Here is an 18,836-nt window from a genome sequence, read left to right as displayed (position 1 = left end):
TGGGGCGCCCTCAGGCTCCGGCGCCCTTGATGAAGAAGTACAGGGTCAGCCCCACGCCGATCGACACCACCACCCACTTCATCACGTCGCGGCTGACCCGCTTCGCCGCATGGGCACCGACGTAGCCGCCGGCGATAGCCGACACCGCCATGATGGCGGTTTCCGGCCAGGACACCGCGTCGGACAGGCAGAAGGCCGCGACCGCCGCGCCGTTCATCAGCGCGGCCAGCAGGATGCGCAGCCCGTTCATGGCGTGGATGTCGCGCAGGCCGAACAGGGTCAGCGCCGCCAGCATCAGGAAGCCGATCCCGCCGCCGAAATAGCCGCCATAGACGGCGATGACGAACTGGACGACCAGCACGGAACGGCCCCCCAGCCGCAGCCGGGCGGCCAGGGCCGGCATGAAGCTGCCGACCGCAAAGACCGCCGTCGCGAACAGCAGCAGCCACGGCACCAGCCCGGCGAAGGCGCGGTCCGGCGTGGTCAGCAGCAGGACGGCCCCGACCACGCCGCCGACGAGGCTGACCACGGAGAAGGCGGTGACGCTGACCTCCGTCACGCCGCGGATCTCGTTGCGGTAGGCCCAGGCGCTGGCCATCTGGCCGGGGAACAGGGCGACGGTGCTCGACACGTTGGCGCTGACCGGCGGCACCCCGGCGAACAGCAGCGCCGGGAAAGTGATGAAGGCCCCGCCCCCGGCAACCGCGTTGAGAACGCCCGACGCGAACGCCGCGACCATCAGCAGCACCATGGCAAGCATCGCACCCCCACCGTCAGCTTTTCTAAGTATTTGGCATGCCAGCTATCGTTGTGGGCACCCTGACAAACGCCATAGGAGGCGGGCAAGCGCCAAGGGTGTGGCCGCGCGGTTCGGCGACATCGTCACACAAAATGCGATTCCACTGATTGTTTGCTATATTAGCCATTGACGCGCCGTGGCATCTGGTATACCAAATATCCATCGCCTGCCACTGCCCGATGCCCAGGTGCCGCCGACGGCCTTCGACCGGCCCGACGCGGTTCCACCGGTCAAGCTCCGGTCCCCCGCGGGGGTCTCCGTGCAGGGCGCGCTTACGCAACCCGCTGTCTGGTGGAGGGCTCGCCATGAAAGTCGCCGACATTCTTCGGACCAAGGAATCCCGCGTCGTCACCGTCCGTTCCGGCGAAACCATCGAGGAGGCGATCCGGCTGATGCGGTCGGAGAACATCAGCGCTCTGGTGGTCAAGGACGTCTGCCGGACCGAGGGCAACGCCGTGGCCGGCATGCTGTCGGAACGTGACGTCGTCTACGCCCTGCTGGAGCGCGGCGCATCGGTCCTGAAGACGCCGGTCTTCATGCTGATGTCGCGCGCGCCGCAGACCTGCTCGCCCGACGACAGCCTCGTCCACGCACTGGAACTGATGGACCGCCACCACATCCGCCATCTCCCGGTGCTCGACGGCTCCACGCTGGTCGGCGTCGTCAGCGCCCGCGACTTCACCAAGCTCCAGCTCACCGAGATGGTCGCCCACACCCAACCCCCGACTCAGGAATCCCCGGTCTACGCCCACTGACCGCGAACCCGGCGGAAGCAAAAAGGCCCCAGCCAAAAGGCCCGTCGTTCCCTCGGACGACGGGCCTTTTTCATGGCTTCAAGCCATCACTCGCCGATGCCCTCGGCCCAGCGCAGCAGCAGCGCCACGGCCTCCGGCGGCTCGGGGCGGATCATCGGCACGCTGCCCAGGATCACATGGCCCGCCCCGCCGTCCACAGTGATGATCTCACCCGCCCGGATGGTCAGGTCGCCCACCGTCATCACGCCGGCCGCCGGATCGACGCGCAGCATGCGCGCTCCGGTGACGCAGGGCAGCCCCATGGCGCGGGCGACGGTGGCGGCGTGGCTGGTCGCTCCGCCGCGGGCGGTCACCACCGCGCAAGCCACCTGCATGCCGTGCACATCGTGGGGAGAGGTTTCCGGACGGCACAGCACCACCGCCACGCCCTCCGCCGCCAGCCGGACGGCCTCGTCCGACGTGAAGACCGCCGCACCCGTGGCAGCGCCGGAAGAGGCCGGCAGACCGCGGGCGATCACCTCGCGGGGGGCGTCCGGATCGGCGATGGGCCGCAGGCTGTCCGCAAGCGCCGGCAGGTCGGCGCGCCGCACCGCCTCGGCCCGCGAGATGATGCCGGCCTGCGCCATCTCTGTGGCGATGCGCACTCCCGCTTCCGGCGTCCGCTTGCCGGAGCGCGACTGGAGGATGAACAGGCGGCCCTGCTGGACGGTGAACTCGATCTCCTGCATGTCTCCGAAATGGCGTTCCAGTCGGTCGGCGATGCGGCCCAGCTCGGCGAAGGCCTCGGGGGCGACGGCTTCCAGCGAGGCGTCCGTCCCGGCCAACGGCCCCGGCGTGCGCAGGCCGGACACAATGTCCTCGCCCTGGGCGTCGGGCAGGAACTCGCCGCACAGTGCGGCCTCACCGGTGGAGGGATCGCGGCTGTGGGCGACGCCGGTGCCGGAGGCGATGCCGCGGTTGCCGAACACCATCGCCTGCACGGTCGCCGCGGTGCCCCAATCGTCGGGAATGCCGTGCACCGCCCGGAAGGCCACGGCGCGGGCGTTGCTCCAGGAGCGGAAGATGGCCCCGATGGCGGCGTAGAGCTGGGTCCGCGCGTCCTGCGGGAAGGGCTCCCCCGCCTCGCGCTCGATCAGCTCGCGGTAGGCGGCGGCCACGGCGCGCCAGTCGGCGGCGCCCAGGTCGGCGTCGCGGGTCAGCCCGCGCCCCTCCTTGTAGGCCTCCAGCGCCGCGTCAAAGGCGTGGGCGCCCACCCCCTGCACCACTGTGCCGTAGGTCTGGATCAGCCGACGGTAGCAGTCGTAGGCGAAGCGGGCGTCGCCGCTGCACGCCGCCAGCCCCTTCACCGTCGCGTCGGTCAGGCCGAGATTCAGGATGGTGTCCATCATGCCGGGCATCGAGGCCCGCGCGCCCGAACGGACGGACACCAGCAGCGGGTTCTCCGACCCGCCGAAGCGCGCGCCCGCGACGCTTTCCAGCCGGGACAGCGCCTCCTCGACCTGAGCCGTCAGCCCGGCGGGAAAGCCGCCCTGCCCGGCGCGGTGCCGGCGGCTGGCCTCCGCCACGATGGTGAAGCCCGGCGGCACCGGCACGCCCAGCCGCGCCATCTCGGCCAGCCCGGCGCCCTTGCCGCCCAGCTCCGCCAGCATGCCGCCGTGCCCTTCCGCACCGCCGCAGCCGAAGGCGTAGACCCACCGCTGCCCAGTGATCGCCTGTCCATTGGCCGCCTGTCCATTGGCCGCCGGCAGCGCCGGGTGCCCGGCAACCACGGCGGCACCGACGGCGATGGCGCCGCTGGTATCGGTGGAGCCTTGGATGATGGACTGGTGGAGCATGGACCTATCCTCGCGTCGGCGTGGTGTTCAGGCACCCTATGGACATGAACAGAAAATTTTTCCGGTCAAACAGATATCTTATTTCCTCATAATGCCATTTTACGAACTGAGTGCAATGCACAAATAGTCGCATTTGCGACGATAACGCTTCGGCGGCGAAAAAAGGCACGGGAAATTCCGCATAGCGGAATTTTAGGCGAATTGTTCACCAGAAATGCGCGACGCGAACCCCGGACGGCCTGGGCGCTCAGCCCAGCCGCGCCTGCTCCAGCGGAACTCGGGTCAGGGGGTAACCGAGACCTTCCGGGATGCACAACGCTGGCCCCTCGGGGGTGTCGGCGGGACGGGGCAGGATGGGGGTCAGGGGATGGAAGCGCGCGGCCTCCTCCATCGCGTGGCGGACCGTGCGGCAGCCGGCCAGACGCAGCAGGGTCATGCGGGTGGCGAAGACCAACGACAGCCGTTCCGCCTCCGCCTCGGCCAGGATGGCCCGCGGGGTGCCCCAGAATCCGGCGACCGCCTCCACCCCGTCGACCACGGCGGTCTGGCGCGGCGGCGCCTTGGCGAGGAAGAAGAGCGTGTCGTAGCGCCGCCACACGCTCTCCGGCGTGACCCAGCGGGCAAAGGGCACCAGCGCCGCCACGTCCGGTTCCAGCCCTGCCGCCAGCAGCCGGCCCAGGAAGGTCCCTCCCGACGCGCTGCGCAGCCCGTCAAGAAGAGCAGCGTCCACCGGGCCGCCGGTCATCAGCAGCCCGCACTCCTCGAACGCCTCGCGGATCGCGGCCATCCGCTGCGGCATGTCGTCGGTCAGCGGCAGCGACAGCTCCCGCCAGGGAAGCTCGCTGTCCTCCGCGTCCAGCCGCCCGCCGGGAAACACCGTGGCGCCGGGCGCGAAGCGAAGGTCGCGGTGGCGCTGGATCATGAAGACCTCCAGCCCATCCACGCTGTCGCGCAGAAGGATCAGGCTGGCGGCGGAAAGCGGCTCGACAGGCGTGTTCATGGCATCGTCCTGGCTGATCGCGGGCGTTCAGTGTCCGCCGACGGCTCACTCCCGGTCAAACCAACCGTGTGACTTCCCGCTATGTGGAAAAGCCATAGCGCCGGTTTGACCCCCGCCCCGCCCCGGCCGCAGCATCACTCCAAGCACCACCCAGTCATTGTCAAGTCATCGCCCTCTCAGGAGGCCCGCGCCATGCAGCGCAACCGCAGCACCAAGATCGTCGCCACTCTGGGGCCGGCCAGCTCGACCTACAGCCAGATTTTCGTCCTCGCCGAGGCCGGCGTGGATGTCTTCCGCCTGAACGCCAGCCACGGCACGCAGCGCGACCACGCCGAGCGCTACCGCCAGATCCGCGCGGTCGAGGAGACGGTCGGGCGCCCCATCGGCGTGCTTCTCGATCTTCAGGGCCCGAAGCTGCGCGTCGGCACCTTCAAGGAGGTGGCGGTGATCCTGGCCGGCGGCGACCGCTTCCGCCTCGACCTGGACCCGACCCCCGGCGACCGCAGCCGCGTCTGCGTCCCGCATCCGGAGATCTTCGCCAGCCTGGAGCCGGGCCACGAGCTTCTGCTGAACGACGGGCGCATGCGCCTGCGCGTGCTGAGCTGCGGCCCCGACCACGCCGAGACCGAGGTCATGGTCGGCGGCACGCTGTCCGACCGCAAGGGCATGAACGTCCCCGGCACCACGCTGGCCCTCAGCGCCCTGTCGGAGAAGGACCGCAGCGACCTGCAGTTCGGCCTGACGCTGGGCGTGGACTGGATCGGCCTCAGCTTCGTGCAGCGGCCCGAGGACATCCTGGAAGCGCGCGCCCTGATCGGCGACCGCGCCCACATCATGACCAAGGTGGAGAAGCCCGCCGCCCTGCCCCGGCTGGAGGAGATCATCGCCCTGTCGGACGCGGTGATGGTGGCCCGCGGCGACCTCGGCGTGGAACTGCCCCCGGAGGACGTGCCCGGCCTGCAGAAGCGGATGATCCGCCTGAGCCGCGCCGCCGGCAAACCGGTGATTGTTGCCACGCAGATGCTGGAATCCATGATCACCGAGCCGACGCCGACGCGCGCCGAGGCGTCGGACGTGGCGACCGCCGTCTATGACGGGTCGGACGCCGTGATGCTGTCGGCGGAATCCGCGTCGGGCAAGCATCCGGTGGAGGCCGTGGCGATGATGGACCGCATCATCCGCCGGGTCGAGCGCGACCCCCTCTACCGCCGCATCATGGACTCCGAGCATCCGAGCCCGGAGGCGACCACCCCGGACGCCCTGTCCGCCGCGGCGCGCCAGATCGCCGAGACCATCTCGGCCGCCGGCATCGCCACCTTCACCAGCACCGGCTCCACCGCGCGGCGCGCCTCGCGCGAGCGGCCGACCGTGCCGATCCTCGGCCTCAGCGCCGAACGCGGGACCGCCCGGCTGCTGTCGCTGGCCTGGGGCGTGCATCCGGTCTGGACCGCCGACGTGGCGAATTTCGCGGAGATGGTCGAGCGGGCGAGCCTCGTCGCCGCCCAGGAAGGCATCGGCACGCCCGGCCAGTCGCTGATCGTGACGGCTGGCGTCCCCTTCGGAACGCCCGGCACCACCAACAGCCTGCGCGTGGTCACGATCACCGCGAACGGTCTGAACAGCGCGGCCGAAACTGCCGCCGCGGTCAAGACCCACGTGCCGGCCTGATCCCGTATCGGTGCCCTTCCCTCCTCACCGGGGGCGGGGCACCTTCACTCCAGGAAGTCGCCCCTCACTCCAGGAAATCGCAATGCTTCTCGACGTGCGCCGCCAGACCCAGCGTGTGGTCGCGGATCAGGTGTTCGGCCTGATCGACGTCGCGGCGTTCCAGGGCCTTGATGATTTCCTTGTGGTCGTTGATCGACCGCTCCGCCCGGTTGTCCTGGCCGATGGTCAGCTTGCGGATCGCGCGGATGTGGATGAACAGGTTGTCGGTCATCTCCTGAATCAGCTTGGACCCGCTGAGCCGGATGATGCTCTTGTGGAAGGCGATGTTGGCGTCGGAGTATTCGTTGACATGCTCCTTGGGGTTCCGCATCTCGAAGTTGCGGAACAGATCCCACAGGGTGCGGATGTCCTCGTCGGTGGCCTGCGTCGCAACCATCCGCCCGGCCATGCTCTCCAGCGCCGCCCAAACCTGGATCATCTCGACGATCTCGGCCTTGGTCTTGCGGATGACGAAGATGCCCCGGCGCGGCTGGAGCCGGATGAACCCCTCCTGCTCCAACAGGGTCAGCGCCTCGCGGATCGGCGTCCGGCTGACGCCCAGCAACTCGCTGAGCTGCCGCTCCTCAAGCCGGATCTCCTCGTTATGGTCGTAGATGTCCATTTGCGAGATGGCTTGCTTCAACGCATGATACGCTTGAGCACGGAAGGTCGATCCGGTGTCGAGCGGCTGGACGTTGATCGGCGGAGGGTTCATGGTCGGCACCGTTCCTCAATGCTGGCCGTCCGGAAACACCCCACTGTGCGCCGGCCCGGTCGTGCGAAAGGCATCGCATCGTTTTCGTATATGAGATACCAGATGCACATTTCGGACTGAAAAGTCCAGGACCACGATAAGGAAAGGACGGCTTCGCCCGGCTCCCATCCTTACGGTTGTCCGCCTTTCAAGGCCTTGAGCAGACCGGACAGGCGGTCCGGTGTCCGCATCACCGCACCCATGACCGCCACTCCGGCGGCTCCCGCGACCAGACAGTCTCCGATATTGCCCAACTCCACGCCGCCGAGCGCGATGATCGGCAGGGGACTCTCCGCGGCCAAGCGTCTCAGCCCCTCCGTCCCAAGCGGCGGGCCGTACCCCGGCTTGCTCGGCGACGGAAAGATGGGCGACAACGTGACGTAGTCCGCCCCGCCCGCCGCGGCCCGCCGAATCCCCTCCGCGTCGTGGGTGGAAAGCCCGACCAGGGCGCCGGGGCCGAGCCGCCGTCGCGCCGCCGCCACGTCGCCCCCCTCCGGCAGATGCACCCCGTCCGTCCCCGCGGCCAGCGCCAGATCCGGGTCGCCATGCAGCGTGACCACCGCCCCCCAGGGCCGCGCCCGCTCCACCAGCGCGTGCGCCAGGGCGATCTGCCGGGATTCGTCGAGATCCTTCTCGCGCAGCGACAGCCAGCGCAAGCCCCCAGCGAACAGCCGCGCCGCCAGATCCGGCAGGGGCTGCGCCGCCTGCCGCCGGTCCGTGATCGCCAGGAGGCGGGGACTCGGGATCGCCATCATCCAACCACGATGACAGCGCCATCGGGACTGTGCAAGTGCAGCATAATTGTCCACTGCGCCGTGAAGGACTGCCCCGTTCGGCGCGATTTCCATCACGCGGAAAGGATTCGCCAACACTTTGCCAATAGCCGCCCCGCTGATGAAAGCTCAATCCAACGCAACAGCGACCCGTTACGCGAGGGAGGAGACCAAGCCATGGCTAGGATGATGGCGATTGAAGCGGCGGTGCATGTCCTGGAAAAAGAAGGCGTGTCCGTTTGCTTTGGCGTCCCCGGAGCGGCCATCAATCCGTTCTACGCGGCGCTGCAACGCAACGGCCGCATCGGCCACGTTCTCGCGCGCCATGTCGAAGGCGCGTCGCACATGGCCGAAGGCTACACGCGCGCCAAGGCCGGCAACATCGGCGTCTGCATCGGAACCTCCGGCCCCGCCGGCACCGACATGATCACGGGCCTCTATTCGGCCTCCGCCGACTCCATTCCGATCCTGTGCATCACCGGCCAGGCGCCGCGCGCCCGCCTGCACAAGGAGGATTTCCAGGCCGTGGACATCCCGTCCATCGCCAAGCCGGTCGCAAAGTGGGCGGTCACCGTGCTGGAGCCGGGCCAGGTCCCCTACGCCTTCCAGCAGGCCTTCCACCTGATGCGCTCCGGCCGCCCCGGCCCGGTGCTGCTCGACCTGCCGATCGACGTGCAGATGGCCGAGATCGAGTTCGATCCCGACGCCTACGAGCCGCTGCCCACCTACAAGCCGGCGGCGACCCGCGCCCAGGTCGAGAAGGCGCTGGCCATGCTGAACGCGGCGGAGCGTCCGCTGCTGGTGGCCGGCGGCGGCATCATCAACGCCGACGCCAGCGACCGTCTGGTCGAGTTCGCCGAGATCGCCGGCCTGCCGGTCATCCCGACCCTGATGGCCTGGGGCGCCATTCCGGACGATCACCCGCTGATGGCCGGCATGGTCGGTCTGCAGACCGCCCACCGCTACGGCAACGCCGCCATGCTGGCGTCCGACGTCGTTTTGGGCATCGGCAACCGCTGGGCCAACCGCCACACCGGTTCGGTCGACGTCTACACCAAGGGCCGCAAGTTCGTGCATGTGGACATCGAGCCGACCCAGATCGGCCGCGTCTTCGCGCCGGACCTGGGCATCGTGTCCGACGCCGGTGCCGCTCTCGACCTCTTCATCGAGGTGGCGAAGGAGTGGAAGGCCGCCGGCAAGCTGCGCGACTGGTCGGAGTGGGTGAAGACCTGCCAAGTCCGCAAGCGCTCCATGCTGCGCAAGTCCGACTTCGCCAACGTGCCGATCAAGCCGCAGCGCGTCTATCAGGAGATGAACAGCGCCTTCGGCGAGGACGTCTGCTACGTCTCGACCATCGGCCTGTCGCAGATCGCCGGCGCGCAGTTCCTGCACGTCTACAAGCCGCGCCATTGGATCAATTGCGGTCAGGCCGGCCCGCTCGGCTGGACCCTGCCGGCGGCGCTCGGTGTGCGGGTGGCCGATCCGAAGCGCAAGATCGTCGCTCTGTCCGGCGACTACGACTTCCAGTTCCTGATCGAGGAGCTGGCGGTGGGCGCCCAGTTCAAGCTGCCCTACATCCATGTTCTGGTGAACAACAGCTACCTCGGGCTGATCCGGCAGGCGCAGCGCGCCTTCCAGATGGACTTCCAGGTCCAGCTCTCCTTCGAGAACATCAACGCCCCGGAAATCGGAGTCTACGGCGTTGACCATGTCGCGGTTGCCGAGGGCCTCGGCTGCAAGGCCATCCGGGTCACCGACCCGGACAACCTGCAATCCGCCTTCGCCCAGGCGCAGCAGTGGATGGACGAGTTCCAGGTCCCGGTGGTCGTCGAGGTCATCCTGGAGCGCGTCACCAACATCGCCATGGGCACGGAGATCAACAACATCACCGAGTTCGAGGACGTGCTGGACGTACCCGCGGACGAGCCGGAGCTGGTGCGGGTCTGATCGACACGCCGCGCGCCCAAATCCCCTCCCCTGCGAAGCGGGGGAGGGTCAGGGTGGGGGCAAGCGGCTCCGCCAGATCCACAGTTCCGCAGGGTGAAAAAGCGTCATCCCTGCATTGACGCCCCACCGTCACCCTTCGATCCTGACCGCCAACCGGCCAAGTCCGTAACGAACATCCGGCCCGAAACGAACATCCGGCCCGAAACGAACATCCGGGAGAGAGACATGCCCAAGTTCGCCGCCAACCTGACGATGCTCTACAACGAGCTGCCCTTCCTCGACCGCTTCACCGCGGCGGCGAAGGACGGATTCACCGGCGTCGAGTATCTGTTCCCCTATGCCTTCGAGAAGGACGCGCTGGTCGAGCGGCTGGCCGCCAACCGGCTGACCCAGGTCCTGCACAACCTGCCGGCGGGCGATTGGGACGCGGGCGAGCGCGGCATCGCCGTCCTGCCGGACCGCGTGGGCGAGTTCCAGGACGGGGTGGGCCGCGCCATCGAATACGCCACGGCGCTGGGCTGCAAGCAGATCAACTGCCTCGCCGGCAAGGCCCCGGCGGGCGTAGCGGCGGACGCGCTGGAGCGCACCTTCGTCGACAACCTGTCCTTCGCCGCCAAGGCGCTGAAGCAGGCCGGCATCCGCTTCCTGATCGAGCCGATCAACACCCGCGACATTCCGGGCTTCTATTTGACCAACACCGCGCAGGCGGAACGGATTCTGGAGGCCGTCGGCTACGACAACCTCTTCATCCAATACGACGTCTATCACATGCAGATCATGGAGGGCGATCTCGTCCCGACCATCCAGCGCCTGCTGCCGAAGATCGCGCATGTCCAGATCGCCGACAATCCGGGCCGCAACGAGCCGGGCACCGGCGAGATCAACTACCCCTTCGTCTTCGCGGCGCTCGACCGGATCGGCTACGACGGCTGGGTCGGCTGCGAGTACAAGCCGGCCAAGGGGACCAGCGAAGGGCTGGGCTGGATGCGCGCCGCCACCCCCGGCGAGACCGTAGCCGCCTGAGGGCCGCCGCCTAATGACCGCCACCTGATCGCCCACCCCGTTTCGACCGCCCGAACACAGAAGATTTGAGGACACAGCCATGAACGTTGGATTCATCGGTCTCGGCATCATGGGCCGTCCCATGGCCGCTCATCTGGCCGACGCCGGCCACACCCTGTTCGTCTACGACATCAACCCGGCCCCGGAAGACCTGCTGGCCAAGGGCGCCACGGCCTGCGGCTCCAGCCGCGAGGTGGCGCAGAAGGCCGACATCATCTTCACGATGGTCCCCGACACCCCCCATGTGCAGGCAGCCCTGTTCGGCCCGAACGGCGTCGCCGAGGGGCTGTCCGCCGGCAAGATCGTCGTGGACATGTCCTCGATCTCCCCGATCGAGACGAAGGCCTTCGCCCAGCGCATCAACGAGCTGGGCTGCGACTACCTCGACGCCCCGGTGTCCGGCGGTGAGGTCGGCGCCAAGGCCGCCTCGCTGACCATCATGGTCGGCGGCCCGGACAAGGCCTTCGAGACGGTGAAGCCGCTGTTCGAGAAAATGGGCAAGAACATCACGCTGGTCGGCGGCAACGGCGACGGCCAGACGACGAAGGTCGCCAACCAGATCGTCGTCGCACTGACCATCGAGGCGGTGGGCGAGGCACTGCTGTTCGCGTCCAAGGCCGGCGCCGACCCGGCGAAGGTCCGTCAGGCCCTGATGGGCGGCTTCGCCTCCTCGCGCATCCTGGAGGTGCATGGCGAGCGTATGGTGAAGCGCACCTTCGATCCGGGCTTCCGCATCGAGCTGCACCAGAAGGACCTGAACCTGGCCTTGTCCGGCGCCCGCGCGCTCGGTGTGTCGCTGCCCAACACGGCGACCTGCCAGGAGCTGTTCAACGCCTGCGCCGCCCAGGGCGGCAAGGCCTGGGACCACTCCGGCATGGTCCGCGCCCTGGAGCTGCTCGCCAACCACGAGATCGGCCAGAACCACCGCGTGACCGAACCCGCGGAGTGAGGTTGCTCGATACTCCCTCTCCCCTCTGGGGAGAGGGTTGGGGTGAGGGGGTTGTACGTGCCGGATCGTCCGGCAAAAGCACATCCCCCTCACCCTCCCCTCTCCCCAGAGGGGAGAGGGTTATAGGGGCTTTCCTCCCCATTGCCCCCCGCGCCAAATCCGTTAGCATTCCCAGCACATGAGGACCGGCGCCGGTGAACGGCGCGGCTCAGGGAAGGGACAGAACCAGACCATGACGACCACCGATCCCCGCGCGCTTCTGACCGACATGTTCCGCGCCGCCGTCGCCTCGGCGCAGCCGGCGCTGTGCGTGCCGCCGCATCTTCCGGAGCCGCCGAAGGGCCGCACGGTCGTCGTCGGTGCCGGCAAGGCCGCGGCCTCCATGGCGAAGGCGGTTGAGGATCACTGGAAGGGTCCGCTGTCCGGTCTGGTCGTCACCCGCTACGGCCACAACCTGCCCTGCGAGCGGATCGAGGTGGTCGAAGCGTCGCACCCCGTCCCCGACGAGGCCGGCCAGCAGGCGGCGAAGCGCATCCTCGACATCGCCGCCTCGCTCGGCCCCGACGACCTGATGCTCTGCCTGATCTCCGGCGGCGGCTCCGCCCTGCTCGCTCTGCCGGCACCGGGCATCTCGATGGCCGACAAGCAGGCGGTGTCCAAGGCGCTGCTCCGCTCCGGCGCGAACATCACCGAGATGAATTGCGTGCGCAAACACCTGTCCGCGATCAAGGGCGGGCGGCTGGCTGCGGCGACCAGGGCGCGGGTGGTCTCGCTGGTCATCTCCGACGTGCCGGGCGACGACCTGTCGGTGATCGCCTCCGGCCCCACCGTGCCGGACCCGACCAGCTACGCCGACGCGCTGGCCGTGCTGGAGAAGTATGGCATCACCCCGCCGCAGCCGGTCATGGACCATCTGCTGGCTGGGCGCGACGAGAGCCCGAAGCCCGGCGACCCGCGGCTGGAGCGCGTCAGCACGATCCTCGTCGCCACCCCGCAGATGGCGCTGGAGCGCGCGGCGGAGGTCGCCCGCAAGGCCGGCGTCACTCCGGTCATCCTCGGCAACGCCCTGGAGGGCGAGTCGCGCGAGGTGGCGCTCGTCCATGCCGGCATCGCCCGCCAGATCGTCGAGCACGACCAGCCGGCGGCCAGGCCCTGCGTCCTGCTGTCCGGCGGCGAGACCACGGTGACCGTGCGCGGCAAGGGGCGCGGCGGGCGCAACGCCGAGTTCCTTCTGGCGCTGACCGTAGCGCTGGACGGGATGAAGGGCGTGCACGCTCTGGCCGCCGACACCGACGGCATCGACGGGACGGAGGACAACGCCGGCGCCCTGCTCTCCCCCGACACGCTGGCCCGCGCCGCCGAGGCCGGTGTCAACGCCAAGGAACGGCTGGCCGACAACGACGGCTACAGCTTCTTCAGCGCGCTCGGCGACCTGCTGGTGACCGGGCCGACCCTGACCAACGTCAACGACTTCCGCGCTGTTCTGGTCCTGTGACGGGTGGGGCGCCGCCGGCCGATTTAATATATCACTTATGGCCAGGGCGGCGCCCGCTCACGAAAATTTGTTGATGACTCCACGGATTATCCGCCACACTCACCGTCAAGGCATCACGAATATGGCGTCTGGCATGCCAACGGCATGCATCCGGATTGCCCTGTTCGAAGGATAAAGCGAAGCGGTCGGGCACCGAACGCACCCCGCGCGCGCCAGGACAAGAACGAGATCGCGGACCATCCGGGAGGAACCATATGCGCCAAACCGGTGCGCAAAGCGCCCTGCCTGTCGGCGGGCGTTGGATGCAGTTGCTTGCCGGCGTCATCTGCATGTCGATGATCGCCAATCTGCAGTACGGATGGACCCTCTTCGTCGAACCCATCGACGACAAGCACGGATGGGGCCGTGCGGCCATCCAGGTGGCCTTCACCATCTTCATCGTCACCGAAACATGGCTGGTGCCCGTCGAGGGCTGGTTCGTGGACCGCTTCGGCCCGCGGATCGTCGTGCTGTTCGGCTCGGTGCTCTGCGCCGCCTCCTGGGCGCTGAACGCGGTGGCGGATTCGCTGCTCGTGCTCTACGTCGCGGCGGCCATCGGCGGCATCGGGGCGGGCGCCGTCTACGGCACCTGCGTCGGCAACGCACTGAAATGGTTTCCCGACCGGCGCGGTCTGGCCGCCGGCATCACTGCGGCGGGCTTCGGAGCCGGCTCCGCCCTGACGGTGGTGCCCATCGCCACGATGATCGAGACCTCGGGCTACGAGGCGACCTTCATGGCCTTCGGGCTGGGCCAGGGGCTGGTGGTCTTCGCGCTCGCCTGGCTGCTGGTCGCCCCGCCCTCCGCCCCTCTCGCCCGCGGCGGCTTCGCCGCCCCGCCCGCGCAGCGGCAGTACACGCCGAGTCAGATGGTCCGCACGCCGGTCTTCTGGGTCATGTACGCCATGTTCGTGATGGTGGCCGGTGGCGGGCTGATGGCGACCGCTCAGCTCGGCCCGATCGCCCAGGACTTCGGGCTGGCCCACGCGCCGGTCAGCATCCTCGGCCTGACTCTGCCCGCCCTGACCTTCGCCCTGTCCATCGACCGGGTGCTGAACGGGCTGACCCGCCCGTTCTTCGGCTGGGTGTCCGACCACATCGGGCGCGAGAACACCATGTTCATCGCCTTCGCCATCGAGGCGGTGGGCATCGTCGCGCTCAGCCTCTACGGCCGCGACCCGGTGGCCTTCGTGCTGCTGACCGGTCTGGTCTTCTTCGCCTGGGGCGAGATCTACAGCCTGTTCCCGGCCTGCTGCGCCGACACCTTCGGGTCGAAGTTCGCCGCCAGCAACGCCGGGCTGCTCTACACCGCCAAGGGCACGGCGGCGCTGCTGATCCCCTTCGCCAACATCATCGCCGACGCGACGGGAAGCTGGCACGCTGTCTTCCTGCTGGCCGCCGCCGTCAACGCGCTGGCCGCGGTGCTGGCCCTGTTCGTCCTGCGCCCGATGCGCAACCGCATGGCGGCGGAGTCGCTGACCGCGTCGGGCGGCCGAAGCGTAACGGCCATGTCCTGACGCTCTCTTCCCCTCCCCCCGCCTTGGGGAAGGAGCCGAAGCGAGGGGGCGCCTGCAAGGGCGCCCCCTTTTCGATTTGGGAGGTCAGTCCGCCGCCTGCCCCTCCTCCAGGTAGATCTCCCCGCCCTTGGCGCGGAAGCTCTCCGACATCTCGGCCATGCCGGAGTTGGCGTATTCCCGCACCTCCTGCGTGATCTTCATCGAGCAGAACTTCGGTCCGCACATCGAACAGAAGTGCGCGACCTTCGCCCCTTCCGCCGGCAGGGTCTGGTCGTGGAAGCGCTCCGCCGTCTCCGGGTCGAGCGACAGGTGGAACTGGTCGCGCCAGCGGAACTCAAAACGGGCGCGCGACAAGGCGTCGTCGCGTTCCTGGGCGCCGGGATGGCCCTTGGCGAGGTCGGCGGCGTGGGCGGCGATCTTGTAGGTGACCACACCCACCTTCACGTCGTCGCGGTCCGGCAGCCCCAAATGCTCCTTCGGCGTGACGTAGCAGAGCATCGCCGTGCCAAACCAGCCGATCATGGCGGCACCGATGGCGCTGGTGATGTGGTCGTAGCCCGGCGCGATGTCGGTGGTCAGCGGCCCGAGCGTGTAGAAGGGCGCCTCGCCGCACAGCGCAAGCTGCTTGTCGACGTTGGCCTTGATCTTGTGCATGGGCACATGGCCCGGCCCCTCGATCATCACCTGCACGTCGTGCTTCCACGCGATCTTGGTCAGCTCGCCCAACGTCTCCAGCTCGGCGAACTGGGCAGCGTCGTTGGCGTCGGCGATGGAGCCGGGGCGCAGACCGTCACCCAGCGAGAAGGCGACGTCGTACGCCTTCATGATCTCGCAGATCTCCTCGAACCGCTCGTAGAGGAAGCTCTCGCGGTGATGCGACAGGCACCATTTCGCCATGATCGAGCCGCCGCGCGACACGATGCCGGTGGTGCGCTTCGCGGTCAGCGGGATGTGCGCCAGACGGATGCCGGCGTGGATGGTGAAATAGTCCACCCCCTGCTCCGCCTGCTCGATCAGCGTGTCGCGGAAGATCTCCCAGGTCAGGTCCTCGGCCTTGCCGCCGACCTTCTCCAGCGCCTGATAGATCGGCACGGTGCCGATGGGAACCGGGCTGTTGCGCAGAATCCATTCGCGGGTGGTGTGGATGTTGCGGCCGGTGGACAGGTCCATGACGGTGTCGGCGCCCCAGCGGATCGACCAGACCATCTTGTCGACCTCCTCCCCCACCGAGGACGCGACGGCGGAGTTGCCGATGTTCGCGTTGATCTTGGTGAGGAAGTTGCGGCCGATGATCATCGGCTCCGATTCGGGGTGGTTGATGTTGGATGGGATGATCGCCCGCCCGCGCGCCACCTCGTCGCGGACGAACTCCGGCGTCACATGGTCGGGGATGGAGGCGCCGAAGTCGTCGCCGTCCCGCGCCGCCGCCTCGGCCAGCCGTTGCCGGCCCAGATTCTCGCGAACGGCGATGTATTCCATCTCCGGCGTGACGATGCCGGCGCGGGCGTAGGCCATCTGCGTGACCGTCCGGCCCGGCTTGCCGCGCAACGGACGGCGTCCGGCGCGGTCGAAGACGGGCACGGCGCGCGCCTCCCCGACGCGCAGCCCGTCGTCCTCCGGACGGACCTCGCGGCCCTCATAGGCCTCGACGTCGCCGCGGGCCTCGATCCAGGAGCGGCGCAGCTCCGCCAGGCCGCGGCGGATGTCGGTCTGTACGGCCGGATCGCTGTAGGGGCCGGAGGTGTCGTAGACGCGCACCGGCGGCTCGCCGCCGCCGACATGGATGTCGCGCATCGCCACGCGCAGGTCGGGGAAACGCTCCCCGGCCACATGGACCTTGCTGGAGGACGGCAGCGGACCGGTCGTCACCGAAAAATGGTCGGACGGCGCGGCCTTTTGGGAAGCGGGGGGAAGAGAGTCGGGCATCTGCTGTGGATCTCCATCGCACATAGGATCGTTGGAGACCCGGGTGTGACGGAGCGGCAGAACGGACGACCGGAGCGGTCCCCAGGAAGGGGTGCGCGATGGGGATGCGCGTGACCGTGGCCCGTTTGTTCCTGTCCCTACGCCGGTACGACCCGGATCAGGTTCAAAGGGTTCGGCGCCTTACGGCATCATCTCAGCCCCGTGCTATGGGGCTCCCCTTGGAACGTCGCCATGCTGAACCATCCGCCCCACCCACGTCAACGCGATTCCGGGCGCGATTCACAGCGAAGCCATCCCCATCAATGCACGTGGCGCGATTCTGGTATCCATTATCTGGTATACAAAATCCTATTGCGCAGCCTGAGCCGGGTCGCTATGCTGCATCACAACAACAAAAAGCAACGCCCCCTCCCGAGTGCCCGGAGCCCGTCCCATGCTCGAATCCCAACTGATCGCCTTCGTCGCCCTGGCCGGCCTGATGGGCCACGGCCTGACCCTGCTGATGCGGGAGGAGGACGAGTGGACTTCCGATCCCCAGGACGAGCAGCCGGACGGCCTTTGGTCGTCGGACCGCTTCAACCAGTCCGGCGAGGGGCACAACCGCCCTTTCTTCCTGGAGTAAAAAAGAAGGCCGCCGCGCGGGGTGCGCGCGGCGGCCATCGTCCAAGATAAAGTCACCCGTGGTGCGAAACCGTGGGGCCTTCGCGGACCGATCAGTGGCCGGGCTGCACCGCCAGCCCACCAGGACCCTGCTGGGCGGCGAGTTCGGCGTTTCGGGCATGGTGCTTGCGCAACATGGGCCGCAGGACCGCGATGGCGCAGAAGGCCGCGATGAGGTCCATGGTGGCGCAGATGTAGAGAACGGTCGCCCAGGTGCCGGTGGCCTCCATCAGCAGGTTGCCCAGCGGGACCAGGAGAGCCGCCACACCCTTGGCGCAGTACAGCACACCGTAGATCTTCGCCGCATGCTTGGTGCCGAAGGTGTCCGCGGAGGTGGCGCTGAACAGGCTGTACACTTCGCCCCAGGCCAGGAACACCAGACCCGACAGGATCAGGAACATGATCGGGTCGTGACCGAAGCGGCTGAGCATCAGGATGCCGAGTCCTTCGAAGGTGAAGGCGATGAACATCGTCGCTTCACGGCCGATGTGGTCGGAGACGAAGCCGAACAGCGGACGGGAGATGCCGTTCATCACGCGGTCGAGCATCAGCGCGAAGGGCAGAGCCGCCATGGTGATGCCGAACAGGCTGATCGGGGCTTCCTTCACGCCCAGATCGTGGGCGATCACGCCGAGCTGGGCCACCGCCATCAGACCGCCCGACACGGTGCAGATGAACATGAGCATCATGACCCAGAAGACCGGCGTCTGCAGCGCTTCCTTGAGCGTGTAGTCACGGCGGGACTGCAGGACCTTGGTCGAGGCCTTGACCTGATCCTTCTGCGGGGCGCGCAGGAAGTAGGCGGCGATGAGGATGATCGTGCCCTGCAGCAGGCCGAACCAGAAGAAGGTCGCCTGGTAGCCCGAGGAGTGGATCATGTTGGCGATCGGCAGGATGGTCACGGCCGAGCCGGCACCGTAGCCGCCCGCGGTCAGGCCGACGGCGAGGCCGCGCTTGTCCGGGAACCACTTGAGGGCGCTGTTGACGCAGGTGGCGTAGACGCAGCCGACGCCGATGCCGCCGATGGCCGAGCCGACATAGAGCATGCCGAGCGAGCCGGCGTAGCTGTCGACGATCCAGGAGAGGCCGGTCATCACGCCGCCGAAGGCGACGATGGCGCGGGGGCCGTAACGGTCGATGAAGTAGCCTTCGATGGGGGTCAGCCAGGTCTGGACGACGACGAAGACGGTGAAGGCGGTCTGGATCGAGGCGCGGGTCCAGCCATGGGTGGCCTGGATTTCCGGCACGAACAGCGTCCAGGCATACTGGATGTTGGCCGCGGCCACCATACAGACGATGCCGACGACGATCTGCATCCAACGCGCGCCTTCGGAAATGGGCGCCTGCGAGCCGCCGGAACTGTTAAAAGCTGGCCTCTGGGATTCTGTCGATCCAACCATCATTCCCTCCCGTGGGATTGCGACGCTTTGATACCGGGCATGAGGGTCCCCTTGGGCGGGCGAGGCGGTGTCCGAGCGAGCGTCCGCATCGCCGCGTCATGGGCGGCCTTGTTCCGTGCCGATGTGAGTCATGGTTCATTGGTGTGCTGGAGAGCCGGTCACGCTGTCCCTGCGTTCGTGGCGCTCCAGATACGGCATATGGTATGCCAGAGACACGATTG

The 18,836-nt window shown here is 68.2% G+C and carries 15 protein-coding genes and 1 riboswitch; of the genes, 8 read left to right on the top strand and 7 right to left on the bottom strand.

From position 1 onward, the window contains the following. Window positions 1-10: 10 nt before the first annotated feature. Window positions 11-760, bottom strand: a complete 750-nt coding sequence (locus ACWPXE_RS13640; protein WP_454018287.1) for a sulfite exporter TauE/SafE family protein — start codon at window positions 758-760, stop codon at window positions 11-13. A 344-nt stretch (window positions 761-1,104) separates the two neighbouring features. On the opposite strand from ACWPXE_RS13640, the gene ACWPXE_RS13635 reads away from it, so the two are divergent. Further along, window positions 1,105-1,554, top strand: a complete 450-nt coding sequence (locus ACWPXE_RS13635; protein ID WP_454018286.1) for a CBS domain-containing protein — start codon at window positions 1,105-1,107, stop codon at window positions 1,552-1,554. Window positions 1,555-1,640: 86 nt separating this feature from the next. Here ACWPXE_RS13635 and ACWPXE_RS13630 read toward each other — a convergent pair whose 3' ends face one another. Together ACWPXE_RS13630 and ACWPXE_RS13625 are read right to left on the bottom strand one after the other, a co-directional pair. After that, window positions 1,641-3,389 (bottom strand): pyruvate, phosphate dikinase, encoded by a 1,749-nt coding sequence (locus ACWPXE_RS13630; RefSeq protein ID WP_454018285.1) that lies wholly within the window; start codon window positions 3,387-3,389, stop codon window positions 1,641-1,643. 247 nt (window positions 3,390-3,636) lie between these two features. Further along, entirely contained in the window at window positions 3,637-4,389 is a 753-nt protein-coding gene (locus ACWPXE_RS13625; RefSeq protein WP_454018284.1) for an NUDIX hydrolase, read from the bottom strand. A gap of 192 nt (window positions 4,390-4,581) precedes the next feature. On the opposite strand from ACWPXE_RS13625, the gene pyk reads away from it, so the two are divergent. Further along, window positions 4,582-6,057 (top strand): pyruvate kinase, encoded by a 1,476-nt coding sequence (gene pyk / locus ACWPXE_RS13620; RefSeq protein WP_454018283.1) that lies wholly within the window; start codon window positions 4,582-4,584, stop codon window positions 6,055-6,057. A 64-nt stretch (window positions 6,058-6,121) separates the two neighbouring features. On the opposite strand, the gene ACWPXE_RS13615 is transcribed toward pyk, so the two are convergent. After that, window positions 6,122-6,811: a GntR family transcriptional regulator gene (locus tag ACWPXE_RS13615; RefSeq protein ID WP_449225961.1), complete on the bottom strand. Its 690-nt coding sequence runs from the start codon at window positions 6,809-6,811 to the stop codon at window positions 6,122-6,124. A gap of 170 nt (window positions 6,812-6,981) precedes the next feature. Beyond that, window positions 6,982-7,602 carry a thiamine phosphate synthase gene (locus ACWPXE_RS13610; RefSeq protein WP_454018282.1) on the bottom strand — a complete coding sequence of 207 codons (621 nt, stop codon included), beginning with the start codon at window positions 7,600-7,602 and terminating at the stop codon, window positions 6,982-6,984. A gap of 198 nt (window positions 7,603-7,800) precedes the next feature. Here ACWPXE_RS13610 and gcl point away from each other — a divergent pair, with 198 nt between their 5' ends. From gcl to oxlT (ACWPXE_RS13585), 5 genes are all read left to right on the top strand, one after another. After that, window positions 7,801-9,570 carry a glyoxylate carboligase gene (gene gcl, locus ACWPXE_RS13605; RefSeq protein ID WP_454018281.1) on the top strand — a complete coding sequence of 590 codons (1,770 nt, stop codon included), beginning with the start codon at window positions 7,801-7,803 and terminating at the stop codon, window positions 9,568-9,570. A 225-nt stretch (window positions 9,571-9,795) separates the two neighbouring features. Further along, on the top strand, window positions 9,796-10,593 hold the full coding sequence (gene hyi / locus ACWPXE_RS13600) for a hydroxypyruvate isomerase (protein WP_454018280.1): 798 nt from the start codon (window positions 9,796-9,798) through the stop codon (window positions 10,591-10,593). A 79-nt stretch (window positions 10,594-10,672) separates the two neighbouring features. Beyond that, window positions 10,673-11,581: a 2-hydroxy-3-oxopropionate reductase gene (glxR, locus tag ACWPXE_RS13595; RefSeq protein WP_454018279.1), complete on the top strand. Its 909-nt coding sequence runs from the start codon at window positions 10,673-10,675 to the stop codon at window positions 11,579-11,581. 232 nt (window positions 11,582-11,813) lie between these two features. Further along, window positions 11,814-13,076 (top strand): glycerate kinase type-2 family protein, encoded by a 1,263-nt coding sequence (locus tag ACWPXE_RS13590; RefSeq protein ID WP_454018278.1) that lies wholly within the window; start codon window positions 11,814-11,816, stop codon window positions 13,074-13,076. 254 nt (window positions 13,077-13,330) lie between these two features. Then, entirely contained in the window at window positions 13,331-14,629 is a 1,299-nt protein-coding gene (gene oxlT / locus ACWPXE_RS13585) for an oxalate/formate MFS antiporter (RefSeq protein ID WP_454018277.1), read from the top strand. A gap of 84 nt (window positions 14,630-14,713) precedes the next feature. On the opposite strand, the gene thiC is transcribed toward oxlT (ACWPXE_RS13585), so the two are convergent. Next, complete coding sequence (gene thiC, locus ACWPXE_RS13580; RefSeq protein WP_454018276.1) at window positions 14,714-16,555, bottom strand: phosphomethylpyrimidine synthase ThiC; 1,842 nt, start codon at window positions 16,553-16,555, stop codon at window positions 14,714-14,716. Between the two features lie 116 nt (window positions 16,556-16,671). Further along, a riboswitch (TPP riboswitch) is annotated at window positions 16,672-16,784 on the bottom strand. A gap of 204 nt (window positions 16,785-16,988) precedes the next feature. Here thiC and ACWPXE_RS13575 point away from each other — a divergent pair. After that, on the top strand, window positions 16,989-17,177 hold the full coding sequence (locus ACWPXE_RS13575) for a hypothetical protein (RefSeq protein ID WP_454018275.1): 189 nt from the start codon (window positions 16,989-16,991) through the stop codon (window positions 17,175-17,177). A gap of 91 nt (window positions 17,178-17,268) precedes the next feature. Here the strand turns inward: ACWPXE_RS13575 and oxlT (ACWPXE_RS13570) are convergent, their stop codons facing one another. Then, complete coding sequence (gene oxlT / locus ACWPXE_RS13570; protein ID WP_454018274.1) at window positions 17,269-18,531, bottom strand: oxalate/formate MFS antiporter; 1,263 nt, start codon at window positions 18,529-18,531, stop codon at window positions 17,269-17,271. Window positions 18,532-18,836 lie beyond the last annotated feature (305 nt).

The sequence above is a fragment of the Azospirillum sp. Marseille-Q6669 genome (assembly GCF_965111635.1).
Note: the sequence above shows the minus strand (reverse complement) of the source record. Positions and strands in the feature narration are given on the sequence as shown.